General features: G+C 69.7%; 21 protein-coding genes. 7 read left to right on the forward strand and 14 right to left on the reverse strand.

Features of this window, described 5'->3' with window-relative positions:
• Positions 1–1544: 1544 nt before the first annotated feature.
• From ACE3QY_RS05520 to ACE3QY_RS05550, 7 genes are all read right to left on the reverse strand, one after another.
• Positions 1545–3047: a hypothetical protein gene (locus tag ACE3QY_RS05520; protein WP_374455009.1), complete on the reverse strand. Its 1503-nt coding sequence runs from the start codon at positions 3045–3047 to the stop codon at positions 1545–1547.
• A 15-nt stretch (positions 3048–3062) separates the two neighbouring features.
• The gene (locus ACE3QY_RS05525; RefSeq protein WP_374455010.1) at positions 3063–3395 is read right to left on the reverse strand and encodes a helix-turn-helix domain-containing protein; all 333 of its coding nucleotides are present in this window, start codon (positions 3393–3395) and stop codon (positions 3063–3065) included.
• Positions 3392–4498: a tyrosine-type recombinase/integrase gene (locus tag ACE3QY_RS05530; RefSeq protein ID WP_374455011.1), complete on the reverse strand. Its 1107-nt coding sequence runs from the start codon at positions 4496–4498 to the stop codon at positions 3392–3394. Before ACE3QY_RS05530 ends, ACE3QY_RS05525 begins: the two co-directional genes overlap by 4 nt.
• 412 nt (positions 4499–4910) lie before the next feature.
• Entirely contained in the window at positions 4911–5273 is a 363-nt protein-coding gene (locus ACE3QY_RS05535; protein WP_374455012.1) for a type II toxin-antitoxin system death-on-curing family toxin, read from the reverse strand.
• A complete protein-coding gene (locus ACE3QY_RS05540) occupies positions 5270–5467 on the reverse strand; it encodes a CopG family transcriptional regulator (protein ID WP_374455544.1) in 198 nt (65 codons plus the stop codon). The genes ACE3QY_RS05535 and ACE3QY_RS05540 overlap by 4 nt, the downstream gene beginning before the upstream one ends.
• 65 nt (positions 5468–5532) lie before the next feature.
• A complete protein-coding gene (gene paaK, locus ACE3QY_RS05545) occupies positions 5533–6840 on the reverse strand; it encodes a phenylacetate--CoA ligase PaaK (protein WP_374455013.1) in 1308 nt (435 codons plus the stop codon).
• A gap of 2 nt (positions 6841–6842) precedes the next feature.
• The gene (locus ACE3QY_RS05550; RefSeq protein WP_374455014.1) at positions 6843–7283 is read right to left on the reverse strand and encodes a YiiD C-terminal domain-containing protein; all 441 of its coding nucleotides are present in this window, start codon (positions 7281–7283) and stop codon (positions 6843–6845) included.
• A gap of 67 nt (positions 7284–7350) precedes the next feature.
• Here ACE3QY_RS05550 and helR point away from each other — a divergent pair, with 67 nt between their 5' ends.
• Positions 7351–9525, forward strand: a complete 2175-nt coding sequence (gene helR, locus ACE3QY_RS05555) for an RNA polymerase recycling motor ATPase HelR (RefSeq protein ID WP_374455545.1) — start codon at positions 7351–7353, stop codon at positions 9523–9525.
• Here the strand turns inward: helR and ACE3QY_RS05560 are convergent.
• From ACE3QY_RS05560 to ACE3QY_RS05570, 3 genes are read right to left on the reverse strand one after another with little or no spacing between them, the layout of a single operon-like run.
• Positions 9515–9859, reverse strand: coding sequence for an antibiotic biosynthesis monooxygenase (locus tag ACE3QY_RS05560; RefSeq protein ID WP_374455015.1), 345 nt, complete (start codon positions 9857–9859; stop codon positions 9515–9517). The genes helR and ACE3QY_RS05560 overlap by 11 nt on opposite strands.
• Positions 9860–9886: 27 nt before the next feature.
• Entirely contained in the window at positions 9887–10546 is a 660-nt protein-coding gene (locus tag ACE3QY_RS05565; protein WP_374455016.1) for an alpha/beta fold hydrolase, read from the reverse strand.
• Positions 10546–12909, reverse strand: a complete 2364-nt coding sequence (locus tag ACE3QY_RS05570; protein ID WP_374455017.1) for an ATP-binding cassette domain-containing protein — start codon at positions 12907–12909, stop codon at positions 10546–10548. The genes ACE3QY_RS05565 and ACE3QY_RS05570 overlap by 1 nt, the downstream gene beginning before the upstream one ends.
• Positions 12910–13059: 150 nt before the next feature.
• Between ACE3QY_RS05570 and ACE3QY_RS05575 the strand changes: the two genes are divergently transcribed.
• From ACE3QY_RS05575 to ACE3QY_RS05585, 3 genes are read left to right on the forward strand one after another with little or no spacing between them, the layout of a single operon-like run.
• Complete coding sequence (locus ACE3QY_RS05575) at positions 13060–13542, forward strand: pyridoxamine 5'-phosphate oxidase family protein (protein ID WP_374455018.1); 483 nt, start codon at positions 13060–13062, stop codon at positions 13540–13542.
• A gap of 10 nt (positions 13543–13552) precedes the next feature.
• A complete protein-coding gene (locus tag ACE3QY_RS05580; RefSeq protein ID WP_374455019.1) occupies positions 13553–14347 on the forward strand; it encodes an SRPBCC family protein in 795 nt (264 codons plus the stop codon).
• A gap of 28 nt (positions 14348–14375) precedes the next feature.
• Positions 14376–14996: a hypothetical protein gene (locus tag ACE3QY_RS05585; protein WP_374455020.1), complete on the forward strand. Its 621-nt coding sequence runs from the start codon at positions 14376–14378 to the stop codon at positions 14994–14996.
• Between the two features lie 8 nt (positions 14997–15004).
• Here the strand turns inward: ACE3QY_RS05585 and ACE3QY_RS05590 are convergent, their stop codons facing one another.
• The 3 genes from ACE3QY_RS05590 to ACE3QY_RS05600 all read right to left on the reverse strand — a co-directional run bounded on the left by ACE3QY_RS05590 (position 15005) and on the right by ACE3QY_RS05600 (position 19228).
• Positions 15005–16105, reverse strand: coding sequence for a DNA glycosylase AlkZ-like family protein (locus ACE3QY_RS05590; protein WP_374455021.1), 1101 nt, complete (start codon positions 16103–16105; stop codon positions 15005–15007).
• A 331-nt stretch (positions 16106–16436) separates the two neighbouring features.
• A complete protein-coding gene (locus ACE3QY_RS05595) occupies positions 16437–18215 on the reverse strand; it encodes an alkaline phosphatase D family protein (protein WP_374455022.1) in 1779 nt (592 codons plus the stop codon).
• Positions 18212–19228, reverse strand: coding sequence for a zinc-dependent alcohol dehydrogenase family protein (locus tag ACE3QY_RS05600; RefSeq protein ID WP_374455023.1), 1017 nt, complete (start codon positions 19226–19228; stop codon positions 18212–18214). The genes ACE3QY_RS05595 and ACE3QY_RS05600 overlap by 4 nt, the downstream gene beginning before the upstream one ends.
• Positions 19229–19336: 108 nt before the next feature.
• Here ACE3QY_RS05600 and ACE3QY_RS05605 point away from each other — a divergent pair, with 108 nt between their 5' ends.
• Entirely contained in the window at positions 19337–20860 is a 1524-nt protein-coding gene (locus ACE3QY_RS05605) for a helix-turn-helix domain-containing protein (protein ID WP_374455024.1), read from the forward strand.
• A 388-nt stretch (positions 20861–21248) separates the two neighbouring features.
• Here the strand turns inward: ACE3QY_RS05605 and ACE3QY_RS05610 are convergent, their stop codons facing one another.
• Positions 21249–21500: a zf-TFIIB domain-containing protein gene (locus tag ACE3QY_RS05610; protein ID WP_374455025.1), complete on the reverse strand. Its 252-nt coding sequence runs from the start codon at positions 21498–21500 to the stop codon at positions 21249–21251.
• Between the two features lie 44 nt (positions 21501–21544).
• On the opposite strand from ACE3QY_RS05610, the gene ACE3QY_RS05615 reads away from it, so the two are divergent.
• Positions 21545–22351 (forward strand): glycerophosphodiester phosphodiesterase, encoded by an 807-nt coding sequence (locus ACE3QY_RS05615; RefSeq protein ID WP_374455026.1) that lies wholly within the window; start codon positions 21545–21547, stop codon positions 22349–22351.
• A gap of 15 nt (positions 22352–22366) precedes the next feature.
• Positions 22367–23719, forward strand: coding sequence for an MFS transporter (locus ACE3QY_RS05620; protein WP_374455027.1), 1353 nt, complete (start codon positions 22367–22369; stop codon positions 23717–23719).
• Positions 23720–23959 lie beyond the last annotated feature (240 nt).

Raw genomic sequence — 23959 nt, forward strand, 5'->3', positions numbered from 1 at the left:
CCGCTGGACTCTCCGAGGTCCGCTTGCTGTCCTCGACTAAGGGATCGCCCATCCGACCGCAGAGAGGAAAGAGATTTATACGCTTTGCCTCTTGTCCAGCAAGGAGTAAACGAGCATACTCCGAACAGCAACAACACCCAAACGGACAGGACGGCGGCGCGCGGAAGTACGGGTGCCAAGAGCCTTCAGCATTCGAGAAGAGTGTGAGCGTGTTGATTATTCGTCGCCTTGCCCTCGCATTACTGCTTGCCGTCTCGTTCGCGACTGCGGCGCCGCCGGCTCATGCGCACGATGTCGTCTGTACGAACGACCCGCAGACGCCATTTTTCAACAACTTCCCGGAGGCAGGCAGAGAAACCCTCCAGGGAGCCACCATCATTGAGTGCTCCCCAACCGCACCCGACGCGCAGCGGACGGAAGTGCAACTTCAGGCTACGTACCCCAACGGCGTGTGGAACGACAAGGGTGACTCAACTGTCAGCTTTTCTAATGCCCAGTTCCATCGCAAGTACGACAGTACGGGTTGCAGGGTCGGGACGGCCGACGTGTGGCGAACAAAGGCAATCCATTCTGGCACGCACGGCAACACCGTGATCAAGACCAGGTACAGCCCTCTACAGAGTGTCTACTGCTACTTCAGGGCCTGACTCTTCGCAGACACAAGCGCTCGGCTGAAACCCAAGGAGTTCGAAATGAGAAGGCAGAGACTCGCGCTAGCATCCCTTGCCGTTGCAGCGGCCACATCGAGCCTTGCGCTTGGGACTCCTGCTCTGGCGAGTGACGAGACCTCCCCGCCACCCGCGATCGAGCAAGAAGAGCACGGGTACATGTCGGTGGGAAAGATCACCGATTCCGTGCAGGAGGAGTTTCCGATGTTGGGCTCATTGAGTGAGTCGATCCCTGAGCAAGAGTTGATTCGTGGCGGGCCCAGTTTCGATGCTCAGGGTGATTCCCTCATCGTCTCCGATTGACCTCGACCTCGATGCGCCGTCTATCTGTCGCGGTCGGCGTCGCCCTAGCCATGGCACTCGCCGCAGGTTGCAGTGCATCGGCTAGCGACGAAGGGGGTCCAATGATTCTCACGGGAACTACCCAATCCGGATCAGAATGGGAACTCACCTATGAGCCGGACGGGGGGCGACACTGCCTCCATATGAAAGTTGATGGGGCCGCATTCAGTGATGACTGCGGTTTTGACATTCCGACGACGACAGAGATCGGCTTCGGCGGGGGCTTGAAACGCGGCCGAGGCGACTTTTTGCTATACGGCATTACGTCGGACCGCATCGCGTCCGTGATGGCTGCTAGCTCCGCCGGGGACACAACCGTAGAAACGCAAGAGTTGAAGCACTCGTCCAACGATTCGGGCCTGCGATTGTTTGTGCTCTCTCGGCCCCCTGTGGAGAATGTCGAAGCACTCGTTGGGCTCGACTCGCAGTCAAACATCGTGCAGAGGATTGAGTTCCCTAAACCGCCCGCGAAGTGAGGCGATCGCACGCCGTCTGACACCAGGGTGGCGCGGACGGGAGTCGGGGACAGACCCACTAGTTCGTTAACCGCCGTCCAGCGTAGCGAGCCCACGGCTCAGCGGCCTTGTCGGCGTGGAGGAACGCGACCTGTGTGCTGTAACCGAGCGCTTCTGCTACGAGCGACGGTGGGCATTCGAGCACGAGCTCGCCAATGGCGCGGTTGCGGGCGCCTAGGAGGTTGACGCCCAGATCGCGGAGTCGATCCATAACGGTGTTGGGATGCAGGTGCCGGCCAGCCAAGGTGCTGGGAAACAGCCACGGGCTGTCGGGTCCGGCGCCGGTGCGGAGGTTGGGGCGGGTGGCGAGGTGTTCGCGCAGCAGGGACGCGAACGGTTCCGGGACGTCCGTCGGGTGTGAGCCCAGGGTGATGCTCATGCCGGCGTCGCCGTCGTCGACGATGCTGGTCCGAAGAGTGACGACCTTGACCAGGGGCTGCGCGTAGAGCAGCAGGAGCGTGCCAGCGACGCGGTAGGGGAGTGACTCGCTAGTGCCGGCCAGGAGTTCGTGGATCCAGGCAAGCCGTTGATCCTGACTGATGGCTGGACTGCCCTTGGCTGATCGGTGTTGCACCGCCACCCGCGTGTTGAGACGAGTCTTCTTGGCGAAGACGAAGAACGTCCGGATCGCGCTGCGCGTGGTAGGTCCGGTGGCCAGCCATTGGTCGACGTCTTGCTGCGTGCAGCTGGCGGCGGTGCGCTGATGGGTCTCGTGGAGCCACACGAGAAACTTCACCGTCTCGGTGATCTCTTGCTTGGCCGAGTGGACCGGGCCCCGCGTGGAACCGCCCGCAGCCGCCTTGGCGCGAATCCGTCGAAGGTGGTGCCAGGTGGCAAAGTGCTGAACGGGTTGGCGCACCTCGTTGGGGAGTCCGTCGAGCTTCGTGTCGATCCATTGCTCGAAGCGGGGGAGGTAGGGGTCGCGTTGAGGAAGCAAGTCGTGGTGCTGCAACAGCGCACGCAGATGTTCGGCCTGCTTACTTGGCACGGCGTCGAGACCATCGTGGGACACCGGGATGCTTCCATCGCCGAGCGCACGAAGCAGTTCCTGAACGGTCGAGGAGCGTTTCCACACGAAGATGGATTCGGGGCGGTCCGAGGCGCACAGTGCGTCGACGAGCCCCAGCAAAGCAGGGGAACTCGGGGCTCCGCCAAGCAGCTCATAGAGGTCATCACGCAGAGCGCAGCGTGCGCAGAGACGGCCGCGGTGATGGCCGGATTCGACGTCGCAGCGTTCGCAGTGGAAGTCGTACGGGATGTCCGCGCAGGTCGCGCAGATCGGTAGTCCATCACCGTTCGGTGGGCCAGGCAGCAGCCGGTCCTGAAGGCACTCAGGGCAGGTGCCGTGGGTGTGGATGGCGTCGAAGTAGCAGATGTTGCAGAGTCGGCCTTCCGGCCATTGCTTCGCGAGGCGAGGAATGTCTCGTTTACAGCGCGCGCAGGGGTCGTGCCGGCCGCTCGTCGTGCGTGGCCGACCGCGCACCGTGGAGCGAGGGGAGAGGCCGACGGGCTTAGGATCCATCGCTGTTCCTCGGGGCTACTCGTCGAGGATGTTCGCGCGGCGGGGCCGTACGGTGCGGTCGAGCGAGACCACGTTGGCAGGGGAAGGCGTGGCGGTCTTGCGGACGCGTACGTCAGCCGCGGTGGTGGTGATCAGGTCCGCCGGCGTGCAGTCGAAGATGTCGCAAAGAGCCGCGACGACCTGAAGTGACATGCGCTCCGGGCGTTGGTTGACCAACCGGTAGACCTGCGGGCGTGACAGCGTGATGTCGCGTTCGGCCAGCAAGGGCATCAGGTCCGTGGTGTTGTGCAGGCCCCGCGCCGCCATCAGCTCGGCGAGTCGCCAGGTGTAATCGACCTTGCGTTTCATGGTGTGCCGTCCTCGGTCCTGCGTTGCATGGCTTCGGTCACCGTACGATTCAACGCGCTCCTCAGGGTGGAACGTCGGAACTCATCGGCCACAAACTGGTAGATGCCCGTGGTCGTCGCATGCTCGTGGCCCATCTGGTCTTGAACGAACCGGGGGTCCCAACCGTCCTCGAGTAGGTGCGTGGCGTACGAGCGCCGAAACGAGTGCAGATCGAGCCCGTCGGAGAAGCCGAGCTCTTCGCAGTACCTACGCACACGTCGAAGCAGGGTCGACTCGACGACCAGGCCGCCGCGTTCGCTGGGAAACAAGTCGAGGGTGCCGGGCTCACCGCGACCGTTGGCGAGCCAGTCCTCCAAGATGGCGGGCGTCCATCGCCACACCGTGAGGACGCTGCGCCCTTTGTGCGGGGAAGCACGTCGCGCCTTGCCGTAGCGGACCTTGCATACGCCGAATGCGCCGAACTCGCGGGCGTGTGGATTGCGGGCGAAATCAACGGTCTGGAGGTGGCGCAGCTCGTTGAAGCGGAGGCCGTACGCGTAGGCGACCTTCATCATGACCGCGTCGCGGTAGGCGGGCTGCCAGCCTTTGCGCCCGGACCTGCCGATGCGTTCCACTTCGTCGTCGGCGTGGTCGAACAGTGTGCTGAGTTCGTCGCGAGTGTAAGGACGCTTCGTAGGACGCCCGTCGTACTCCTCGACGTGGGGAGCGGTGTTCCAGTCGAAGAAGACCTGGGCCGGGTGCGTCCCGAAGTACTCCTCGCAGATCTCGTCCCAGCCGTAGTCGGGGTTGCTGATGTAGCTGGTGAATGCGCGGAGTGCGGAGTGGTAGCCCCGCAGCGTCGAGTGGGCGACGTGCTTGACGGTGCGCAGGTCGGCGGAAAACTCCTCGACCATTGCAGGAGTCCAGTTCCAGGGATCCTCGTTGACGTGATCAAGGAACCGCTGGACGCAGCGCAGCCGCTGCTCGATGGTGGCGAATCGAAGGTTGCGGGACAGCTGCTGGTTGCGCCAGCCGTCGAGCATCAGCCGGAGCACCTGCTCATCGGGCCGGAGGACCGGCATCGACTGCACCAAGTGGACTCGTCCCGAGCCGTCAACCTGCATCGAAACTCCCTCAAATCCGGTTACGTCCAGTGATTCAATGATGCATCTGATGAGACAGAGCAAAGTTTGCGCAGGTCAGCGGCGCGCCGTCAACACCTTCCTGGCAGGCCGCAACTGCGCACACCTCCGTGGTGGACCCACCCGAAGCCGCTCCGTCGGACGTTTTCGCAGGTCAGCCACACATTTGTGCCTGCCGGAAGCCTGGTGAATCAGGGAGGAGAGGCTGCGCGGTTGTTTCATCTGCTGCAATACGCAGACTACTATCTGACATAATGTCAGTTATCGGCGGTATGTACACGCTCAGGGGCGAGTCTCCGCTCGCCGCGCGGGCGGCCACACGTGTCCGAGTTCCTGCCCTGCGATCCTCGTGCCGAGGGCGACTCCTCGGACACGTGTGCACGATCCGTGGGCGTCAGTGCCAGCGCGCGAGCGCCGACATGATCGCGGCCAGCTCGATGTCGCCGGCAGCAACCTGCATGACGAGCTCGTAGGCTTCGTCGTCCGGCGCTTCGAGGCGCTCACCGTTGATGGCGTAGAACACCACGACGCCCAGCCAGCCGAGCCGCTTGTTGCCATCGACCAGCGCGTGGTTGCGCACGACGGACTCCAGGAGGGCAGCCGCCTTCTCGTCGATCGTCGAGTAGACCTCCTGGCCCCACACGATCGCCGCTGGCCGGTGTGCTGCCGACTCGAGCAGGCCGATGTCCCGCACCGGACCGATGTCGAGGTCATCGACCAGTGTCAGCAGGTCATCGAGCGTCAGGTGGTCGGTCACTCGCCCAGTCGGCGCAGTACGTCGGCGTACCGGTCGCGCGCCCACTTGGATGCTTCACGGACGCCCTCTTCGTGCCCGCGTCGTGCAGCGGTCTCGCGGATCGCACGGACCGTCGCCTCCTGCCGGCTGATGCCGTCACGTTCGGCGAGCGCCGCCAGGATGCGTTCGTCCTCGTCGGTCAGCCGAAGGGTCATTGCCACGCGTCGATGATACCACTCTGGTATCAGATCATCCAGAGTGACATAACGTGCTGCTCCCCCTAGCCCTTCGGCCGCTGGTCCACGATCCGCCGCATCTTGCCGACCGAGCGCTCGATGCCGAACGGCTCGACCACCTCGACGCCGACGGTGACGCCGATGACGCGCTTGACCAGGTCGGCGACGTGCCGCCCGGCGGCCTCACCGGCCTCGGCGCCGATGTCCTCACGTCGTTCGATCCGCACGGTCAGCGTGTCCAGGTTGCCGGAGCGACCGCGCACGCACTGGAAGTGCGGGGTGAGCTCCGGGACGCCGAGCACGAGCTCCTCGATCTGCGTCGGGAACAGGTTCACCCCGCGCAGGATGATCATGTCGTCTGTGCGTCCGGTGATCTTCTCGATACGGCGCATCGGGCGCATGGTGCCGGGCAGGAGGCGGGTCAGGTCGCGGGTGCGGTAGCGCAGGACCGGCATCGCCTCCTTGGTCAGCGAGGTGAGCACCAGCTCTCCCTCCTCGCCGTCGGGCAGGACCTCGCCGGTCACCGGGTCGATGATCTCGGGATAGAAGTGGTCCTCCCAGACGTGCAGGCCGTCCTTGGTCTCCACGCACTCCTGGGCGACGCCGGGACCGATGATCTCGGACAGGCCGTAGATGTCGACCGCGTGCATGTCGAGGCGCTCCTCGACGGCCGTGCGCATCTCGTTGGTCCAGGGCTCGGCGCCGAAGATGCCGACGCGCAGCGAGCTCGCCCGCGGGTCCAGCCCCTGCCGCTCCATCTCGTCGACGATGTTGAGCATGTAGGACGGCGTCACCATGATCACGTCCGGGCGGAAGTCGGCGATCAGCTGCACCTGCCGCTCGGTCATGCCACCGGAGACGGGCACGACGGTGCAGCCCAGCTTCTCGGCGCCGGCGTGCGCACCGAGGCCACCGGTGAAGAGGCCGTAGCCGTAGGCGTTGTGGAGGATGTCTTCCGGCCGGCCGCCGGCCGCCCGGATGCTGCGCGCGACCACGGTCGCCCACACGTCGAGGTCGGCCCGGGTGTAACCCACGACGGTCGGCTTCCCCGTCGTGCCGCTCGAGGCGTGCAGGCGTACGACGTCGGAGCGCGGCACCGCGAACATCCCGAACGGGTAGTTCTGGCGCAGCGTCTCCTTGGTCGTGAACGGCAACCTCGCGAGGTCGTCCAGCGAGCGGACGTCCTCCGGATGCACGCCCGACTCGTCGAGCGCCGTCCGGTAGTGGTCGACGTTCTCGTAGGCGTGGCGCACCGACCACTGCAGCCGCTCGAGCTGGAGGGCGCGGAGCTCGTCGACGGAGGCCTGCTCGATCGGCTCGAGCCCGTGGTCGGGCGGGACGGGTGCGGGCACGGTCAGCCCAGCCGGCGGACCTGGTAGGTGCCGACGGTCGAGGCGACCACCTCGCCCTGAGCGTCGGTGAGCGTCGCCTCGAGCACGAACTCCCCCTTGCCGGTCGCCAGCGCGTCGCCCCGCACCCGCTCGACCTCCGGCTCCGGCAACGAGGCCGAGGCGCGTACGACACCGAGTGCGGGCCGCCGGAACCTGATCGTGGACTCCTTCACGAGCGGCACGTAGCCGGCGAGCTCACCCTCGAAGTCGAAGGTGGTCAGGGCGAGCAGGCCGCCCAGCATCTCCGCGACGCTGAAGAGCGAGCCGGCGTAGGTGACACCGAAGTGGTTCACGTTGGGCTCGGGCGGGAGGTCGGCGGCCGCGAAGCCCGGACGGACCTCCACGACGCGGATCCCCATGGCCTCGAGGATCGGCACCGATCCGACGGCCTGGACTGCCTCCACTCTCAACGTATAGGCCATCGGGGGGCTTGCCGCAAGGCCCCGTGGGTGCCTCACACTGCACGGCGTGATGCACCCCGGACCGCAGCTGGACACCGCCCCGTTCGACCTCCCCGACACCCTCGCCGCCAAGACCGACCCGACTCTCATCGACACCGACCGCGCCCACTTCCGCACCATCGCAACCAGCCTCGAGCACGCCGTCGCCGAACTCGAGCGGAGCCTCGCCGAGGTGAAGCAGACCACCGCCCGCCACGGCACCGCCGCCCTCGAGCGCGACCAGGAGGTCCACCGCCTCACCGCTCGGCTGCGCGCGCTGCGCCGCTACGACCTCGACCTGTGCCTCGGCCGGATCGTCCACGACGACCACGCCGAGCCGACGTACGTCGGTCGCTTCGGCCTGGCCGACCCCGACGGCCGGCGGCTGCTGGTCGACTGGCGCTCCCCCGCCGCCGAGCCGTTCTTCGCCGCCACCCACGCCCACCCGCAGGGCCTGGTCAGCCGGCGCCGCTACCGGTGGCGCAACGGCAGGATCGTCGACTACTGGGACGAGGCGTTCACCGAGGAGGGGCTGACCCACACGGCCGCGTTGGACGACCAGTCGGCGTTCATCGCGACCCTCGGCGGCAGCCGCACGTCCCGGATGCGCGACGTCCTCGGCACGATCCAGGCCGACCAGGACGCGATCGTCCGCGCCGAGAGCCGTGGTGCGCTCGTCGTCGACGGTGGACCGGGCACCGGCAAGACCGTCGTGGCGCTGCACCGGACGGCGTACCTGCTGTACGCCGACCCGCGGCTCGGGCACCGACGCGGTGGCGTGCTGTTCGTCGGACCGCACCAGCCCTACCTCGCCTACGTCGGCGACGTGCTGCCGAGCCTGGGCGAGGAAGGCGTGCTCACCTGCACCGTCCACGACCTCGTGCCCGAGGCGCCGGTAGCAGGTCCGGAGGCCGACGAGCGGGCGGCAGCGCTCAAGGCCGACGCGCGGATGGTCGCCTCGATCGAACCCGCCGTCGCGCTCTACGAGGAGCCGCCGACCGAGCCGCTGCTCGTCGAGACGCCGTGGGGCGACGCCCGGCTGAGCGTCGCCGAGTGGGCCGAGGCGTTCGGCTCGGCCGATCCCGGGACCCCGCACAACCTGGCCCGCGACGACGTGTGGGACGAGGTGCTGACGATCCTGGTCGACAAGCTCGACACCGACGAGCTGACCCCCGACGAGCTGCGGTCCGTCCTCGACCGGCACGGCGCGCTCCGCGACACCTTCGACCGCGCGTGGCCGCTGATCGAGCACACCGACCTCGTCGGCGACCTGTGGACCGTCCCGGCCTACCTCCGCCACTGCGCGCCCTGGCTGTCGCCCGAGGACGTGCAGGCCCTGCGACGCAGCGACCCGGAGGCGTGGACCGACGCCGACCTCCCGCTGCTCGATGCCGCCCGGCTGCGCCTCGGCGACCCCGAGGAGTCGCGCAGGCGGCGTCGTACGGCGGCTGCGGAGGCCCGCGAGCGGGCCCGGATGGGCGAGGTGATCGACGACCTCCGCACCACGGCCCGGGAGTCGGGCGCCGACGAGTTCGGCGAGGGCCTGGTCTCGATGCTCGTCCACGGCGACCTGCAGACCGCGCTCGTCGACGAGGGCGCCCTGCCCGCCGCCGACGTCGACCGGCTCGCCGGCCCCTTCGCACACGTCGTGGTGGACGAGGCGCAGGAGCTCACCGACGCGGAGTGGCTGATGCTGCTGCGGCGCAACCCCTCGCGGAGCTTCACGATCGTCGGCGACCGGGCGCAGGCCCGGCACGGCTTCGCCGAGTCGTGGACCGAGCGGCTGGCCCGGATCGGCCTCGCGGACGCGCGCGTCGCGCCGCTGACGATCAACTACCGCACGCCCGCCGAGGTGATGGCCGAGGCCGAGCCGGTCATCCGCGCCGCGCTGCCCGAGGCCAACGTGCCCACCTCGATCCGGGAGAGCGGGATCCCGGTGCTCCACTCCCCCGCATCCGAGCGCGACGCGATCCTCGGCGCGTGGCTCGACGAGCACGCGGAGGGCACGGCCGTGGTCATCGGCGACCCGTCGTTCGGCGGCGTCGAGCGGGTCCGCTCGCTCACGCCCGAGCTCGCCAAGGGCCTGGAGTTCGACCTCGTCGTGCTGGTCGACCCGGACCGCTTCGGCGACGGCGTCACGGGCGCGGTGGACCGCTACGTCGCGATGACGAGGGCCACCCAGCAGCTCGTCGTCCTCAGGAGCTGACGTCGGACCGCGTGAACGCGCTGGCGTACGACGTCGTCCCGACGGCGATGGAGTACTCCGAGTAGTAGTCCGAGATCCCGTGGCGCTGCGCCTCCCGATGGCGCGGGTGGTCCCGCCATGCGCGGTGGGAGTCGGGGTCGGCGAAGGTCACGATGGTCGCCCGCTCGCCGTCCTCGGCCACGAAGGTCTTGGTCTCGACGAAGCCCGGCATCGAGCGGGCGAGGGCGGCGACGACCTCGAGCTCGGCGGCGTACGCGTCCCGGGCGGGGTCGCGCAGCCGGTTGCGGAACACCGTGACGACCTGCCCCTCGTGTGGGTTCGCGCGCTCATTCATGCGCCGAGTCTGGCACCGCCGGGCTCGTCAGGCGGTCAGTGCGCGCACGGCTGCCGGGTCCTCGACGTGGGCGTTGTGGCCCAGGCCGGGCAGCGTGACGGGATCGGCGACCAGCGCGGCGAGCTGCTCGTGGCTGACCATCGGGTCGTGCTCCCCGCGGGCCAGCACCACCGGGCACCGGGCCGCGGCGAGCAGCCCCTCCATGTCGGGCACACCGACGCCGAAGGTGCGGGGGTCCTGAGCCAGGCGCCAGCCACTCCCCTCCCCCGCGACGCCGCTGGCCACCAGCGGATCGTCCGGCGCGACGAGCCCGGCCAGGCCGGAGACGCGGAGGAACCGGTCGACCGCCGCCGCCCGAGTGTCGTACGTCGCCACCGGCCGCTCGCCGAGCGCGGCCGCCCGCGCCGCGTCGTCCGGTGGCCACGACACCTTGATGCCGAGGCCCACCACCCGACGTACGCGCTCGGGGGCCAGCGCTGCCAGCGCGAGCGCGACGACGCCGCCCATCGAGTGCCCGACGACCGTCACCGGCTCGTCGCCGAGCAGCGGCAGCACGGCCTCGGCGTGCCGGGCGAAGGAGTACGGCGGGTCCCAGGCCGCGGTGCCGTGGCCCGGCAGGTCGGGCGCGACCCCGTCCCACCCGCGCCACACGGCGTTGGTCGCGCCGAGGCCGTGCAGGAGGAGCATCAGGCGCCCACGTAGTCCGCGAGGTGCTTGCCGGTCAGAGTGGGCTTCTTCGCGGCGACCAGCTCGGCCGGCGGCCCCTCGAAGACGACGAGGCCGCCGTCGTGCCCGGCGCCCGGGCCGAGGTCGATGATCCAGTCGGCGTGGGCCATCACGGCCTGGTGGTGCTCGATGACGATGACCGACTTGCCGGAGTCGACGAGCCGGTCGAGGAGCCCCAGGAGGTTCTCGACGTCGGCGAGGTGCAGGCCGGTGGTGGGCTCGTCGAGGATGTAGACGTCGCCCTTCTCACCCATCTGCGTGGCGAGCTTGAGCCGCTGGCGCTCGCCGCCGGAGAGCGTGGTCAGGGGCTGGCCGAGGGAGAGGTAGCCCAGGCCGACGTCCACGAGTCGCTCGAGGATCTTCACCGCGGCGGGGATCTTCGCCTCGCCGTCGCCGAAGAGCTCCAGCGCGTCGACCACCGACATCTCGTGCACCTCGGCGATGTCCTTGCCGCCGAGCGTGTACTGCAGGACCTCGGCCTTGAAGCGACGGCCCTCGCACTCCTCGCAGGGCGACTCGACCGTCGCCATCGGGCCGAGCTCGGTGAAGATCACACCCGCGCCGTTGCAGGTCTCGCAGGCGCCCTCGGAGTTGGAGCTGAACAGCGCCGGCTTCACTGCGTTGGCCTTGGCGAACGCCTTGCGGATCGGCTCGAGCAGCCCGGTGTAGGTCGCCGGGTTGCTGCGCCGCGAGCCCTTGATCGCCCCCTGGTCGATGACGATGACGTCGTCGTGGCCGGCGAGCGAGCCGTGGATCAGCGAGCTCTTGCCCGAGCCCGCGACGCCGGTGACGACCGTCAGCACGCCCAGCGGCACGTCGACGTCGACGTCCCGCAGGTTGTGGGTGCTCGCGCCCCTCACCTCGATCGTGCCCGTGGCGCTCCGCACGGCGTCCTTGAGCCGCGCCCGGTCGTCGAGGTGCTTGCCGGTGATCGTCCCGCTGCCGCGCAGGCCGTCGGTGTCGCCCTCGAAGCAGATCGTGCCGCCGCTCGCCCCAGCGCCCGGACCGATGTCGACGACGTGGTCGGCGATCGCGATCGTCTCGGGCTTGTGCTCCACCACGAGGACGGTGTTGCCCTTGTCGCGCAGCTGGAGGAGGAGGTTGTTCATCCGCTCGATGTCGTGCGGGTGCAGGCCGATCGTGGGCTCGTCGAAGACGTACGTCACGTCGGTGAGCGACGACCCCAGGTGCCGGATCATCTTGGTGCGCTGCGCCTCGCCACCGGACAGGGTGCCGGCGGGCCGGTCGAGGGAGAGGTAGCCCAGGCCGATCTCGGAGAACGAGTCGAGCAGGTGCTGCAGGCCCTTGAGCAGCGGCGCCACGGACGGCTCGTCGAGGTCGCGCACCCAGTCGGCCAGGTCGCTGATCTGCATCTCGCACAGGTCGGCGATCGACTTCCCGTTGACCTTCGACTTCCTGGCCTCCGGGGTGAGCCGGGTGCCGTCGCACTCGGGGCAGGTCTGGAAGGTGACCGCCCGGTCCACGAAGCGCCGGATGTGCGGCTGCATCGCCTCGGGGTCCTTGGACAGGATCGACTTCTGGATCTGCGGGATCATGCCGGTGAAGGTGAGGTTGACACCCTCGACCTTGAGCTTGGTCGGCTCCGACCACAGCATCGTCTCGAGCTGCTTCTTGGTGAACGACTTGATCGGCTTGTCCATCGGCAGGCCCATGCCCTCGAACAGCCGGCCGTACCACCCGTCCATCGAGTAGCCGGGCACCGTGAGCGCGCCCTCGTTCAGCGCCTTGTTCTCGTCGTAGAGCGCGGTCAGGTCGATGTCGTTGACCTTGCCCATGCCCTCGCAGCGCGGGCACATGCCGCCGAGGTAGACCTCCTGCTTGGCGATCCGGCGCTCGGTGCGGCCGCCCTTCTCCGTCGTCATCATCCCGCTCGCCTTCCGCGTCGGGACGTTGAAGGAGTACGCCGTCGGCGGACCGACGTAGGGGTCGCCGAGGCGGCTGTACAGGATTCGCAGCATCGCGTTGGCGTCGGTCGCCGTCCCGACCGTCGAGCGGGGGTTGGCCCCCATCCGCTCCTGGTCGACGATGATCGCGGTGGTCAGGCCCTCGAGGTGGTCCACGTCGGGACGCGCCAGGGAGGGCATGAAGCCCTGCACGAAGGCGCTGTAGGTCTCGTTGATCATCCGCTGCGACTCCGCGGCGATCGTCGCGAAGACCAGCGAGCTCTTCCCGGAGCCGGAGACGCCGGTGAAGACGGTCAGGCGACGCTTGGGCAGGTCGACCGACACGTCCTTGAGGTTGTTCTCGCGAGCCCCCTCGACGCGGATCAGGTCGTGCTCGTCGGCTGGATGTGCGGTCGTCATGCGTGCTCGTCTCCCCTGTGTGTCGATCGCTCCCTCGGCTGCGGGGCAATCCTGCCAGTCCGACGAGTGGAAGAGCACCGGTGTGACAGGGCCGTGCGCCCGCCCGTGGGGATGAGGCGGGGTCAGGACCGGTTTGACAGTGTCGGAGGCATGACCACTGACGACGACCAGCTCGGGACCGTTGCCCAGATCATGGAGGACACGCGCATCGCCGTCCTCACCTACGTCTCCCTCGAGGGCACGCTCGTGTCGACCCCGATGGGCACCCAGGACTTCGAGGACCCCGGCACGGTCTGGTTCCTCACCGAGCGCAACACTGACAAGGTCCACGCCATCCAGGCCGACCCACGGGTCAACGTGTCGTACTCCAGCGACTCCGGGTGGGTCTCGCTCACCGGCACGGCGACCGTCAGCGAGGACCGCGCCAAGCTCCGCGACCTCTGGGACGCCTCGGCGGGGGCCTTCATGACCGGCTATGCCGACGACCCGTCCAACGTGCTGCTGCGCATCGACGGCCGCACCGCGGAGTACTGGGAGTCCCCCGGCAAGGTGAAGGCGGCGATCCAGGTCGCGAAGGGACTCATCGGCGACGGTCGCCCCGATCTCGGGGACAACGACACCGTCGACCTGTAAACCTTCGGCCATGCTCGTCGACGCGCACGGCCCTGCCCACCCCGACGACGTCTGGCGACGCTTCACGCAGCCGGACGAGTGGAGCAGCTGGGCCCACCTGATCATGGGCGTGGACTGCGCCGACGACGTCATCGGGGTCGGGACGACCGGCACGGTCCACGGCCCCGGCGGCGTCCCGGTCGCGTTCTCCGTCACCGCGGTCGACCCCGAGCTGCGGTCGTGGTCGTGGACCGTGGGGCCCCGGTTCGCCGAGAGCGCGATGGACCACTTCGTGCTCCCCGCCCCCGGCGGCGGCACCCGGGCCGTGCTCCGGGTCCCGGGGAGGTCCTCCGCCGTCCTCCAGCCCTACCGCCTCCCCGCCACGCGGGCGCTGCGCCGCCTGGTCGCCGAGCCCGGGGGCGGTGGCTGGGTGGAGGAGGTCCGGACCTTCGAGCTCGCCTTCGCGCCGTCGTACGCCGCTGCGGGACGCGCGTTCGGCATCACCCCGGCCACCGCGACCGTCGAGGTCGGTCCGCAGTGGCTCTACGTCGCCTACGGGCCGTGGCGCCTGGTCACCCCGGTCGCCAACGTCGCCACCGCCGAGGTCACCGGCGGCTTCGCGTGGATCAAGACCGCGGGCCCGCCGCACCTCTCGCTGGAGGACCGCGGGATCTCGTTCACGACCAACGGCGACCGGGCCCTGTGCCTGACCTTCCACGAGCCGGTGCCCTCCATCGACCCGACCGCCACGATCACGCATCCGGGCGCCACCATCTCGGTCGCCGACCCGGAGGGGCTGGCGGAGGCGCTCGGCCTCGAGTTCTGACGCCCGTCCCGTGCCCTACCCTCCCGGTATGGGGATCGTGCACCAGGCCACGCTCACGCCGTCCAAGCAGGAGCTCGTCGAGTCCTGGCTGCCCTCACGGGGCTGGGCGGCCGGACGGACGATCGCGGAGAAGGTCGCGGAGTACCGCCTCGACGACCCGGCCGGTGAGGTCGGCGTGGAGACCATCCTGTGGCGCGCCGCCGACGGCGCCGTGCTGCAGACGCCGCTCACCTACCGCGCGGAGCCGCTCGCGGGCGCCGAGGAGCACCTGATCGGCACCTGCGACCACTCCGTGCTCGGCCAGCGCTGGGTCTACGACGGCTGCGGCGACCCGGTGTGGGCGACCACGCTCGTCGCGGCGATCCGCACGGGTGGAACCCAGTCGCCGATGTTCTTCGAGCGGGACGGCGAGCGCGTCGACATCCCGGCCCGCATGCAGGTGCGCGGCAGCGGCAGCGCCGGCTCCGCCGAGCCGGTCGACACCGTCGACGCGGTGAGCGACGACGGCGACGTGACCACGGTCTCCGCCGGCGCGTACGACTTCGCGGTCGCCCGCGTCGTCGGCACCGACCTGGGCACCGGCGAGCACCTCAGCGGCACCGTCGTCGCGAGCGGTGAGAGCGCGGTCCTGGCCGTCCTGCGGGACTGACCGACCGCTCAGGCCCGCGCCACCTCGAGGCCCAGCCACTCGCCGAGCGCGTCGATCTCGGCGTCGACCCGGGCACGTCGCGCCGCCGTCCAGTCGCCGTCCTCGTGGACGGCGTCGACGATGAGGACCCCGCCCTCGCGGTCGGCGGTGGCGTCCACCTTGCCGACCAGCTCGTCGCCGTCGAGGACCGGCATCGCCCAGTAGCCCCACTGCCGCTGCTCGACGGGCTTGTACATCTCGAGCTGGTAGTCGAAGTCGAAGAGGTCCTCCATCCGCTTGCGGTCGAAGACCAGCCGGTCGAGGGGCGAGAGGACCCCCGCCCGGCCCTCGAACCCGTCGTCCAGCAGCGCGGGGTCGACGCGCCACAGGCCGCGCACGCCCTCGACGCGGGCGGGCTCGCCGACGTCGCGCACGGCATAGGGCTCGTGCCACGCCTCGAGCGCGCGCGGACGCGCCAGCCCGAGCGCGCGCAGCCGTCGCATCGCCAGCTCCCGGTGCGCCTCCTCCCCCGGAACCGTGGGGTCGCCTGGATGGATCCGCTCGGCGAGGTCCCAGCGGCGCTCGCGCCCTTCACGGGACGCCACGGCCACCTCGCCCCGCGACTCCATGCACTCCAGCAGCTTCATCACGTTCTTGTTGTTGGTCCACCCCGACGAGCGCCACGGCACCTCGCAGGAGTCGGGCAGGTCACGCGCGGCCGTCGGGCCCTCGCTGCGCAGCAGCGCGAGGATCTCGCGCCGGCAGCCGTCGTTGGCCGTCACCCAGTCGCTGAGGTCCTCCTGCCACTCCTTCAGCGGGGGCACGCCCGGCCAGGCCTCCATGTCGGCCTGGAACAGCGCGATGTCCTCGCTCGGGTGGAGGTGCGCCTTGTGCTCGACCACGGCTCCGTCGCCGACCAGCGCCTCGAGGTCGTCCGGGTCGTAGCCCGCCCCGATCCGTGTCCACAGCGCCAGGTCGGCGTGCTCGGCCACGACGCGGGTGAGGTCGACCTGGAGGAAGCCGAGGTGCCGCACCACCTCGAGGGGGTCGGTGGGCCGAGCGGCGTCGAGGAGCTGGGCGCGGACCGCGATCCGCCGTGCCTGCGGCCGGGACAGCTCGTGGGGCTTCACCCGCGCGATCGTAGGACACCGATCCGACAGGACGCGGGGACGCCGACGGGTCACCCCCGGTATGGCCCGTTCGGGCCATTCGTGCCCCAATTCGGGCACTTCCGAGGCGTTCTGACGTGCATCGCGTCACGCGGTGCCAGTCTCGACGTCACAGGTAGGACATCTCGGAACGCCAGCAATTGCCATGGGGGCAGAACCATGTGGGACACCGTCGAGACCAGCTCGGTCCATCTCTCGCACGATCTTCCGTGCACCGGCTGCGGGCACGGGATGCACACCTACCTGCCGTGCTCGGACACGTGCGACTGCGCCCACGGGCGCGACCGGGCGCTCAGCGCCGTCTGAGCCGTCTCCTGAGCTTCGCCACCGCGCCCTCGTGCGGCGGCGGGTTCCCCTGCTCGTCCAGCTCGTAGGTCGCCACCTTCGCCAGGCGGGGGCGCGCATGGTCGTCGTCGACCACCTTCCCCGTCACCCACCACATCTTCAGGCTCCGGCCCGACACCTGCAGGCAGGCCAGGTTGTTGTCGAACCACGGCCCCTCGGCGTAGGTCCACTTCAGGGGTGCGTCCGGCACCCGCGCCGACCGCGACGCCAGCCGCCCCGCCGGTCCGGCGACGCCGTAGGACAGCACCGCCGTCGCGAAGCGCATGTTGCGTGAGAGCGGGTTGCGGATCGGCGAGCACACCGCCTGCAGCAGCGTCGACGTCAACGGCGGCCGGTGCCCGGCGGGCCACGCCTGGGTGACGTAGCTGTGGTGCACGTCGCCGGAGAGGAACGTCACCGTCGACGGCGCGCGACCCCGCTCCCCCGCCGCCACCTCCATCGCCTGGCGGGCGACGTCCTGGAAGCTGTCCTGGAACGCGCCCCAGTGCTCCAGGTCGACGGTCTGCCGCAACCGCTCGCCGGCCCGCGCGCCGCGCTCGCCCCACGCCCCCTGCGCCAGCGCCTCGCTGAAGGCCTCCAAGTGGTGCAGCCCGCGTGCGAGCAGGAACGGCAGGGACGTGCCCACGAGCAGGTGGTCGACGTCGCCCCGCAGCTGGTCGTCGAGCCACGCCGCCTCGTCGCGGTCGAGCATGGCGCGCGAGTCGGGCCGGAGGTCGCGGGCGGCCCGCGAGTCGACCACCACCAGGCGGGCCTGGGTGTCGAAGTCGCGGGTGTAGCTCCAACGGTAGGTCTCCGGGCGCTGGTCGACCCGGGCGGCGAACGCGTCGATCACCTCGCCGAGGTCGTGCTCGTCGTCGCCGTCGTGCCTGGCCACGACCTGCCACAGCTCGTCCTCGGCGCGCGCGGCGGGCGAGAGGTTGCCCAGGTGCTGGTAGACCCAGTACGACGCCAGCCCGGCGACGATGCGTCCGTGCCACCACGACGTGGCCTCCATCTCGCGGCGCCAGTCGAGCGAGGTGTTCCAGTCGTCGCGGATGTCGTGGTCGTCGAAGATCATCGAGCTCGGCACCGTCGAGAGCAGCCACCGGTTGGCCGGGTCGGACCACGCCAGGCTGTAGAGGTGGGCGTACTCCTCGTAGTCCTTGAGCTCGGTCCACGGCGGCTGCTCGATGTCGCGGCGCGACTCGATGAAGGCACGCATCTCGTCGGTGGTCTCGTCGGCGTAGACCTGGTCGCCCAGGAAGAGCAGCAGGTCGGGCAGCTGCGGCGCGAGGTCGGGGTCGTCCGGGTCCGCGGTCTCGGCCGGCTCCACCTGGTCGGCCATCCGCAGCGCCCACGCACGCAGCGCGTCGACGCCGTGCATCTGGTTGCCGGCCTCGTCGTGCGACACCGACGTACGGCAGGAGCCGAAGGCGAGCCGCAGCGGGCGCCCGGGCTCGAGCGTGGCGATGACGGGTGCCGGGAACGGCGAGTCCGGCTCCGGCCACACCCGCTCCCCGTCGACGTCGACGGTGTAGCTCGCGACGCTCCCGGGCGCGAGGTCGCTGAGCTCGACCAGCGCGTAGTGGTGGCCGTGCACGGCGAACGTGCGGGCGGTCGTCGTCGCGTCGCCGCGTACGACGGTGACGCGCGCGGCGTCCCGGGTCTCCACCCACACGGCCGCGGACGTGTCGTCGACGTACCTCAGCAGCGGGCCCAGGACCAGGGGGCCGTCGGACCCGCTCACGGCTGGAGCAGGACCTTGATCGCGCGGCGCTCGTCCATCGCGCGGTAGCCCTCGGGCGACTCCGACATCGGCAGCGTCAGGTCGAAGACCCGGCCCGGATCGATGGCGCCGGAGAGGACCCGCTCCAGCAGGTCGGGGAGGTAGTGGCGGACCGGGGCGATGCCGCCCGCGAGACCGACGTTCTTCTGGAACATCCGGCGCACGGGGAGCTCGACGCCGTGGGGCACGCCGACGAAGCCGACGGTGGAGCCGGGCCGGGCGACGGCGAAGGCGGTCTTCATCGCCTCGTCCGTGCCGACGCACTCCAGCACCGCGTCGGCACCGATCCCGTTGGTCAGCTCGGCGATCCGGGCACTGCCCTCCTTGCCGCGCTCGGCGACGATGTCGGTCGCGCCGAACGCCCGGGCGATCTCCTGGCGGGGCTCGTGGCGCGACATCGCCACCACACGCTCCGCGCCGAGCTGGGCCGCGGCCAGCACACCGCACAGCCCGACGGCGCCGTCGCCGATGACGACCGCGGTCCCACCCGGCTGCACACCGGCCGAGACGGCCGCGTGCCAGCCGGTCGGAAGGACGTCGGAGAGGGTCAGCAGCGAGGGGAGCATGGCCTCGTCGGGCATCCCGTCGGTCTTCACCAGGCTGCCGTCGGCCTGTGTCACCCGGGCGTACTCCCCCTGCCCGCTCTGGGTGAAGCCGCTGTGCTCGCAGGCGGACTGGACCCCGGCGCGGCAGTGGGCGCAGGTGTTGTCGCTGTGGCAGAACGGCACGATCACGAAGTCACCGGGCGCGAAGTCCCGGACCTCGGCGCCGACCTCCTCCACCACGCCGACGCACTCGTGGCCGATGGTGTCCCCCGCCGTGACGTCGTTGGCGCCGCGGTAGGGCCAGAGGTCGGAGCCGCAGATGCAGCCGGCGACGACCCGCACGACGGCGTCGGTGGGCTCCTCGATGGTGGGGTCGGGGACCTCCTCGAAGCGGATGTCACCAGGGGCGTGGATGGTGGTGGCGCGCATGGCTGCGATCCTGCCACGCGGCGTCGCGGCACCCTCGCCCGTAGGGGCGAAGCAGGCACCGGCGCGGCCGGAGTGGCTTTATCTCATATTTGAGATACCGTGGTCGGCATGGCTGACTACAAGGGTCGCATCGGCAACCTCATCCGCGACGCACGCAAGCACCGCGGCCTCACGCAGCACCAGCTGGCGGAGCTGCTCGGCACCAGCCAGAGCGCGATCAACCGCATCGAGAAGGGCCACCAGAACCTTTCCCTGGAGATGCTCGCGCGCATCGGCGCGGCGCTAGACTCCGAGATCGTCGCCCTCGGCGCCGGCCCGACGCACCTGCGCGTCGACGGCCCCACCACGCTCTCCGGCTCCATCGACGTCAAGACGTCCAAGAACGCCGGTGTCGCGCTGTTGTGCGCGTCGCTGCTCAACAAGGGCCGTACGACGCTGCGCAAGGTCGCCCGCATCGAGGAGGTCAACCGCCTGCTGGAGGTCCTCAACTCCCTCGGCGTGGCCACCCGCTGGGTCGGCGACGAGAACGACCTCGAGATCATCCCGCCGGCCGAGCTCAACCTCGCCGAGATCGACGAGGGGGCGGCCCGCCGCACCCGCTCGGTGATCATGTTCCTCGGTCCGCTGCTGCACCGCGTGGACCAGTTCGAGCTCCCCTACGCCGGCGGCTGCAACCTCGGCGAGCGCACCGTCGAGCCGCACATGTCGGCCCTGCGTCCCTTCGGCCTCGAGGTCAAGGCCACCGACGGCGCCTACCACGCCAGCGTCAACCGGGCGATCGAGCCCGAGCGCCCCATCGTGCTCACCGAGCGCGGCGACACGGTCACCGAGAACGCCCTCATGGCGGCCGCGCTGCACCCGGGCACCACGGTGATCCGCAACGCCTCGTCCAACTACATGGTCCAGGACCTCTGCTTCTTCCTCCGCAAGCTCGGCGTCGGCGTGGAGGGCATCGGCACCACCACGCTCAAGGTGACCGGCAGGACCTCGATCGACGTGGACGTCGACTACGCACCCTCCGAGGACCCGATCGAGGCGATGTCGCTGCTGGCCGCCGCCATCGTGACCCGCTCCTCGATCACGATCCGCCGGGTGCCGATCGAGTTCCTCGAGATCGAGCTGGCGACCCTGGAGGAGATGGGCTTCCTCTACGACCGCTCCCCCGAGTACGTCGCCCTCAACGGCGAGACCCGGCTGGTCGACATCACCACGCACCCCTCCGACCTCCGGGCGCCGCTGGACAAGATCCACCCGATGCCCTTCCCCGGTCTCAACATCGACAACCTGCCGTTCTTCGCCGTCATCGCCGCGGTCGCCGACGGCCAGACCCTGCTCCACGACTGGGTCTACGAGAACCGGGCCATCTACCTCACCGAGCTCAACAAGCTGGGCGCCCAGGTCAAGCTGCTCGACCCGCACCGCGTGCTCGTCGAGGGACCGACCCACTTCTCCGGCGCCGAGATCGTCTGCCCGCCCGCCCTCCGCCCCGCGGTGGTCCTCCTGATCGCGATGCTCGCCTCCAAGGGCCGCAGCGTGCTGCGCTCGACGTACGTCATCCACCGCGGCTACGAGGACCTCGCCGAGCGCCTCAACGAGCTCGGCGCCAACATCGAGACGTTCAGAGACATTTAGCTCGGTGCTATTTGGCGCCTCCGCTTCGCTTCGGCGCGTGTCGCGGCGCTCGTAACCCGCTCGTTCGTCGTCGCGCCTGCGGCCTCCCCCGCTGCGCTCCTCCGGCCTTGAGCGCTCCTCCTGCACTCCCGGGCGCGCCGCGACGAAACACCGGCCAGTGACCGGCGGAACGGGCCCGACTCGTCCGGATTGAACTGGCCTCAACTCGATCCCCGAACGGGTGCGCGAGGCAGCTCGGATCGCCCCAGGCTCCCCAACGCACGCGCTCGGCGCCCGACGTCGTCTGGACTGAGGAGCGAGCGAGTGCGACGAGCGCAGCGAGGCAGCTCGGGAGCGACGAGGGAAGACGACGTCTTCAAGGGCGCCGAGCACCAGCGAGCGGAGCGAGCTAGTTGAACAGCGTCTCCACCCAGGCCCGGGAGACCTTGCCCATGGCGGGCGGGGCGGTCATGTCGGCGGTGATGCGCGGCATGGGGGCGGTGTGCTGGCCGGCGTTGCGGTGCCAGTCGTTCTCGGCCTCGATCAGCAGGCCGAGGTCGGCGCGGGAGAGGAACACCCCGTGCCCGTCGGGGCACTGGGCCACGGTGGCCTCACCGAGGTTCCGCTCGTCCATCTCGGCGCCGCATCGGGGACACGTCATGCTCTCCATCCCCTGAAGGTACTCCGCGCCCCCATACTTCTCGCGTGAACTCACCGGCGCCGTCCACGACGGGTTATCTCGACCAGCCGCTCCCTCTCGCCTTCGCCCACCGGGGCGGTGCCTACCACCCCGACATCGAGGGCCTGGAGAACACCCTGGTCGCCTTCGCGCACGCGGTCGACCTCGGCTACACCTACCTCGAGACCGACGTCCACGTGACCAGCGACGGGGTCCTGCTGGCCTTCCACGACACCGTGCTGGACCGGGTGACCGACCGCACCGGCAGCGTCGCGGAGAGCACCTGGGCCGAGGTGCAGGAGGCGCTCATCGGCGGCGCCGAGCGCGTGCCGACCCTCGCCGCGCTCTTCGACGCCTTCCCCGCGGCCCGCTTCAACATCGACCTCAAGTCCGACGGCGCCGTGGAGGCCCTGGCCACCTTCATCGAGGAGCGCGAGGCGTGGGACCGCGTGCTGGTCGGCTCGTTCTCCGGGCGGCGGATGCGCGCGTTCCGGCGGCGTACGGGCGGGCGCGTGGCGACATCGGCGGGGCCGCTCGAGGTGGTCGCCTTCGTCCTCTCCCCCAGCGGCCGGCTGGCCCGGCTGCTGACCCGCGGCCGGCCCGTGGCGCTCCAGGTGCCGCACCGCCAGGGCCGGATCCCGGTGACCACCGCCGGCTTCGTGCGCCGGGCGCACGCGGCGGGCCTGCAGGTGCACGTCTGGACCATCGACGACCCAATCGAGATGAACACCCTCCTCGACCGTGGTGTCGACGGCATCATGACCGATCGCACGGACATACTCAGGGACGTGCTCCGCGCACGCGGACAGTGGAACGGCCCGGACGAGGGCTGACGTGGAGGGTGACGCATGACCGAGGTCGACGGCGGGATCGCCAACCTGAGGCCGCTCGCGCAGGCGAAGGAGCAGAAGGCCTGGTACTGGTACGACTGGGCCAACAGCGCCTTCGTCACCACCGTCGGCACCGTGATGTTCGCGCCCTACATCATCAGCGTCGCCGAGGACGCCGCGGTCGACGACCGTGTCTCGCTGCTCGGCATCGCGGTGGCGCCGGGCTCGCTGCCGTCGTACCTCGTCACCTTCGCCACCGTCCTCTCGGCGATCCTGCTGCCGCCGCTCGGGGCCTTCATGGACCGCACCCCGAAGAAGCGCACGTGGCTGGCCGGCTTCGCGTGGACCGGCGCCGCCTTCGGCTCGCTGCTGTGGTTCTGCCGTGACGGCAACTGGCAGATCGGCGCCGTCGCGATCATCGGCGCCAACCTGTGCCTGGCCGCCTCGATGGTGGTCAACGACTCGATCCTGCCCATCATCTCCGACGAGGCCGACCGCGACCGCGTGTCCTCCCGCGGCTGGGCGTGGGGCTACCTCGGCGGTGGCCTGCTGCTGGTCGTCAACCTCGCCCTGTTCACGATGCTCCCCTTCGGCCTCACCGAGGGTGAGGCCACCCGGATCAGCATGCTGTCGGCCTGCGTGTGGTGGGCCGCGTTCACCTTCATCCCCTACCTGCGGCTCAGCGACCACCCGCCCGCCGACGTCGAGCAGGTCGAGGGCAACGTCGTCGCCCGCAGCTTCGGGCAGCTCGGCGTGACCCTGCGGGAGATGAAGAACTACCCGATGGCGCTGACCTTCCTGCTCGCCTACCTGTTCTTCAACGACGGCATCCAGACCGTCATCGCGTCCTCGTCGACGTACGGCTCGGAGGAGCTCGGCTTCGGCCAGTCGGTCCTGATCGCGACGATCCTGCTGGTCCAGTTCGTCGCCTTCGGCGGTGCGCTGGTCTTCGGCCGCCTCGCCAACCGCTACGGCGCCAAGCACACCATCCTCGGTGGCCTGGTGATCTGGATGCTGATCGTGACCGCGGCGCTGTTCCTCCCCGAGGAGTCGCTGGTGCCGTTCCTGCTCCTCGGCGCGGCCATCGGCATCGTGCTGGGTGGCACGCAGGCGCTCGCCCGGTCCTACTTCTCGCTGCTGATCCCGAAGGGCAAGGAAGCCGAGTACTTCAGCTTCTACCACGCGATGGACCGCGGCACGTCGTGGTTCGGGACGCTCGTCTTCGGCGTGGTCTTCCAGCTCACCGACTCCTACCGGCCGGCCATCTTCGCGCTCATCGCGTTCTTCCTGATCGGTGGCCTGCTGCTCCTGCGGGTCGACACCGCCCGCGGGATCCGCGACGCGGGCAACGACGTGCCGGCCGTCATCTGAGCCCGATCTCCGCCCGGATCCGGGCGTGACCTCGGCGAGCTGCACCCCTGGGGGTGAAGTTCGTCTCGCCTGAGCGTGCGGTCTCGACCAACGAATCCGCGGAATGTGGGCGCTCCCGCTACCGTTGAAGGATCACAGGGGATGGACCGCGTCGTCACGAGCGGCGTCACGAACCCGGTTCTGGTCCGTCTCACCCTTGACCCGGTACACAAACACGAACGGGTGTCAGCAAACCCATTG

The organism is Nocardioides sp., assembly GCF_041913365.1.
GTDB lineage: Bacteria > Actinomycetota > Actinomycetes > Propionibacteriales > Nocardioidaceae > Nocardioides.

What these genes read in the sequence shown, in the direction of transcription:
- ACE3QY_RS05540 (WP_374455544.1), bottom strand. Translation starts at nt 5,467, where the DNA reads ATGACCCTTCGGCTGACCGACGAGGACGAACGCATCCTGGCGGCGCTC.
- ACE3QY_RS05575 (WP_374455018.1), top strand. Translation starts at nt 13,060, where the DNA reads ATGACCACTGACGACGACCAGCTCGGGACCGTTGCCCAGATCATGGAG.
- ACE3QY_RS05605 (WP_374455024.1), top strand. Translation starts at nt 19,337, where the DNA reads ATGGCTGACTACAAGGGTCGCATCGGCAACCTCATCCGCGACGCACGC.
- ACE3QY_RS05530 (WP_374455011.1), bottom strand. Translation starts at nt 4,498, where the DNA reads ATGCAGGTTGACGGCTCGGGACGAGTCCACTTGGTGCAGTCGATGCCG.
- ACE3QY_RS05585 (WP_374455020.1), top strand. Translation starts at nt 14,376, where the DNA reads ATGGGGATCGTGCACCAGGCCACGCTCACGCCGTCCAAGCAGGAGCTC.
- ACE3QY_RS05610 (WP_374455025.1), bottom strand. Translation starts at nt 21,500, where the DNA reads ATGACGTGTCCCCGATGCGGCGCCGAGATGGACGAGCGGAACCTCGGT.
- ACE3QY_RS05525 (WP_374455010.1), bottom strand. Translation starts at nt 3,395, where the DNA reads ATGAAACGCAAGGTCGATTACACCTGGCGACTCGCCGAGCTGATGGCG.
- ACE3QY_RS05580 (WP_374455019.1), top strand. Translation starts at nt 13,553, where the DNA reads ATGCTCGTCGACGCGCACGGCCCTGCCCACCCCGACGACGTCTGGCGA.
- ACE3QY_RS05565 (WP_374455016.1), bottom strand. Translation starts at nt 10,546, where the DNA reads ATGCTCCTCCTGCACGGCCTCGGCGCGACCAACGCCGTGTGGCGCGGG.
- helR (WP_374455545.1), top strand. Translation starts at nt 7,351, where the DNA reads ATGCACCCCGGACCGCAGCTGGACACCGCCCCGTTCGACCTCCCCGAC.
- ACE3QY_RS05570 (WP_374455017.1), bottom strand. Translation starts at nt 12,909, where the DNA reads ATGACGACCGCACATCCAGCCGACGAGCACGACCTGATCCGCGTCGAG.
- ACE3QY_RS05600 (WP_374455023.1), bottom strand. Translation starts at nt 19,228, where the DNA reads ATGCGCGCCACCACCATCCACGCCCCTGGTGACATCCGCTTCGAGGAG.
- ACE3QY_RS05520 (WP_374455009.1), bottom strand. Translation starts at nt 3,047, where the DNA reads ATGGATCCTAAGCCCGTCGGCCTCTCCCCTCGCTCCACGGTGCGCGGT.
- ACE3QY_RS05620 (WP_374455027.1), top strand. Translation starts at nt 22,367, where the DNA reads ATGACCGAGGTCGACGGCGGGATCGCCAACCTGAGGCCGCTCGCGCAG.
- ACE3QY_RS05560 (WP_374455015.1), bottom strand. Translation starts at nt 9,859, where the DNA reads ATGAATGAGCGCGCGAACCCACACGAGGGGCAGGTCGTCACGGTGTTC.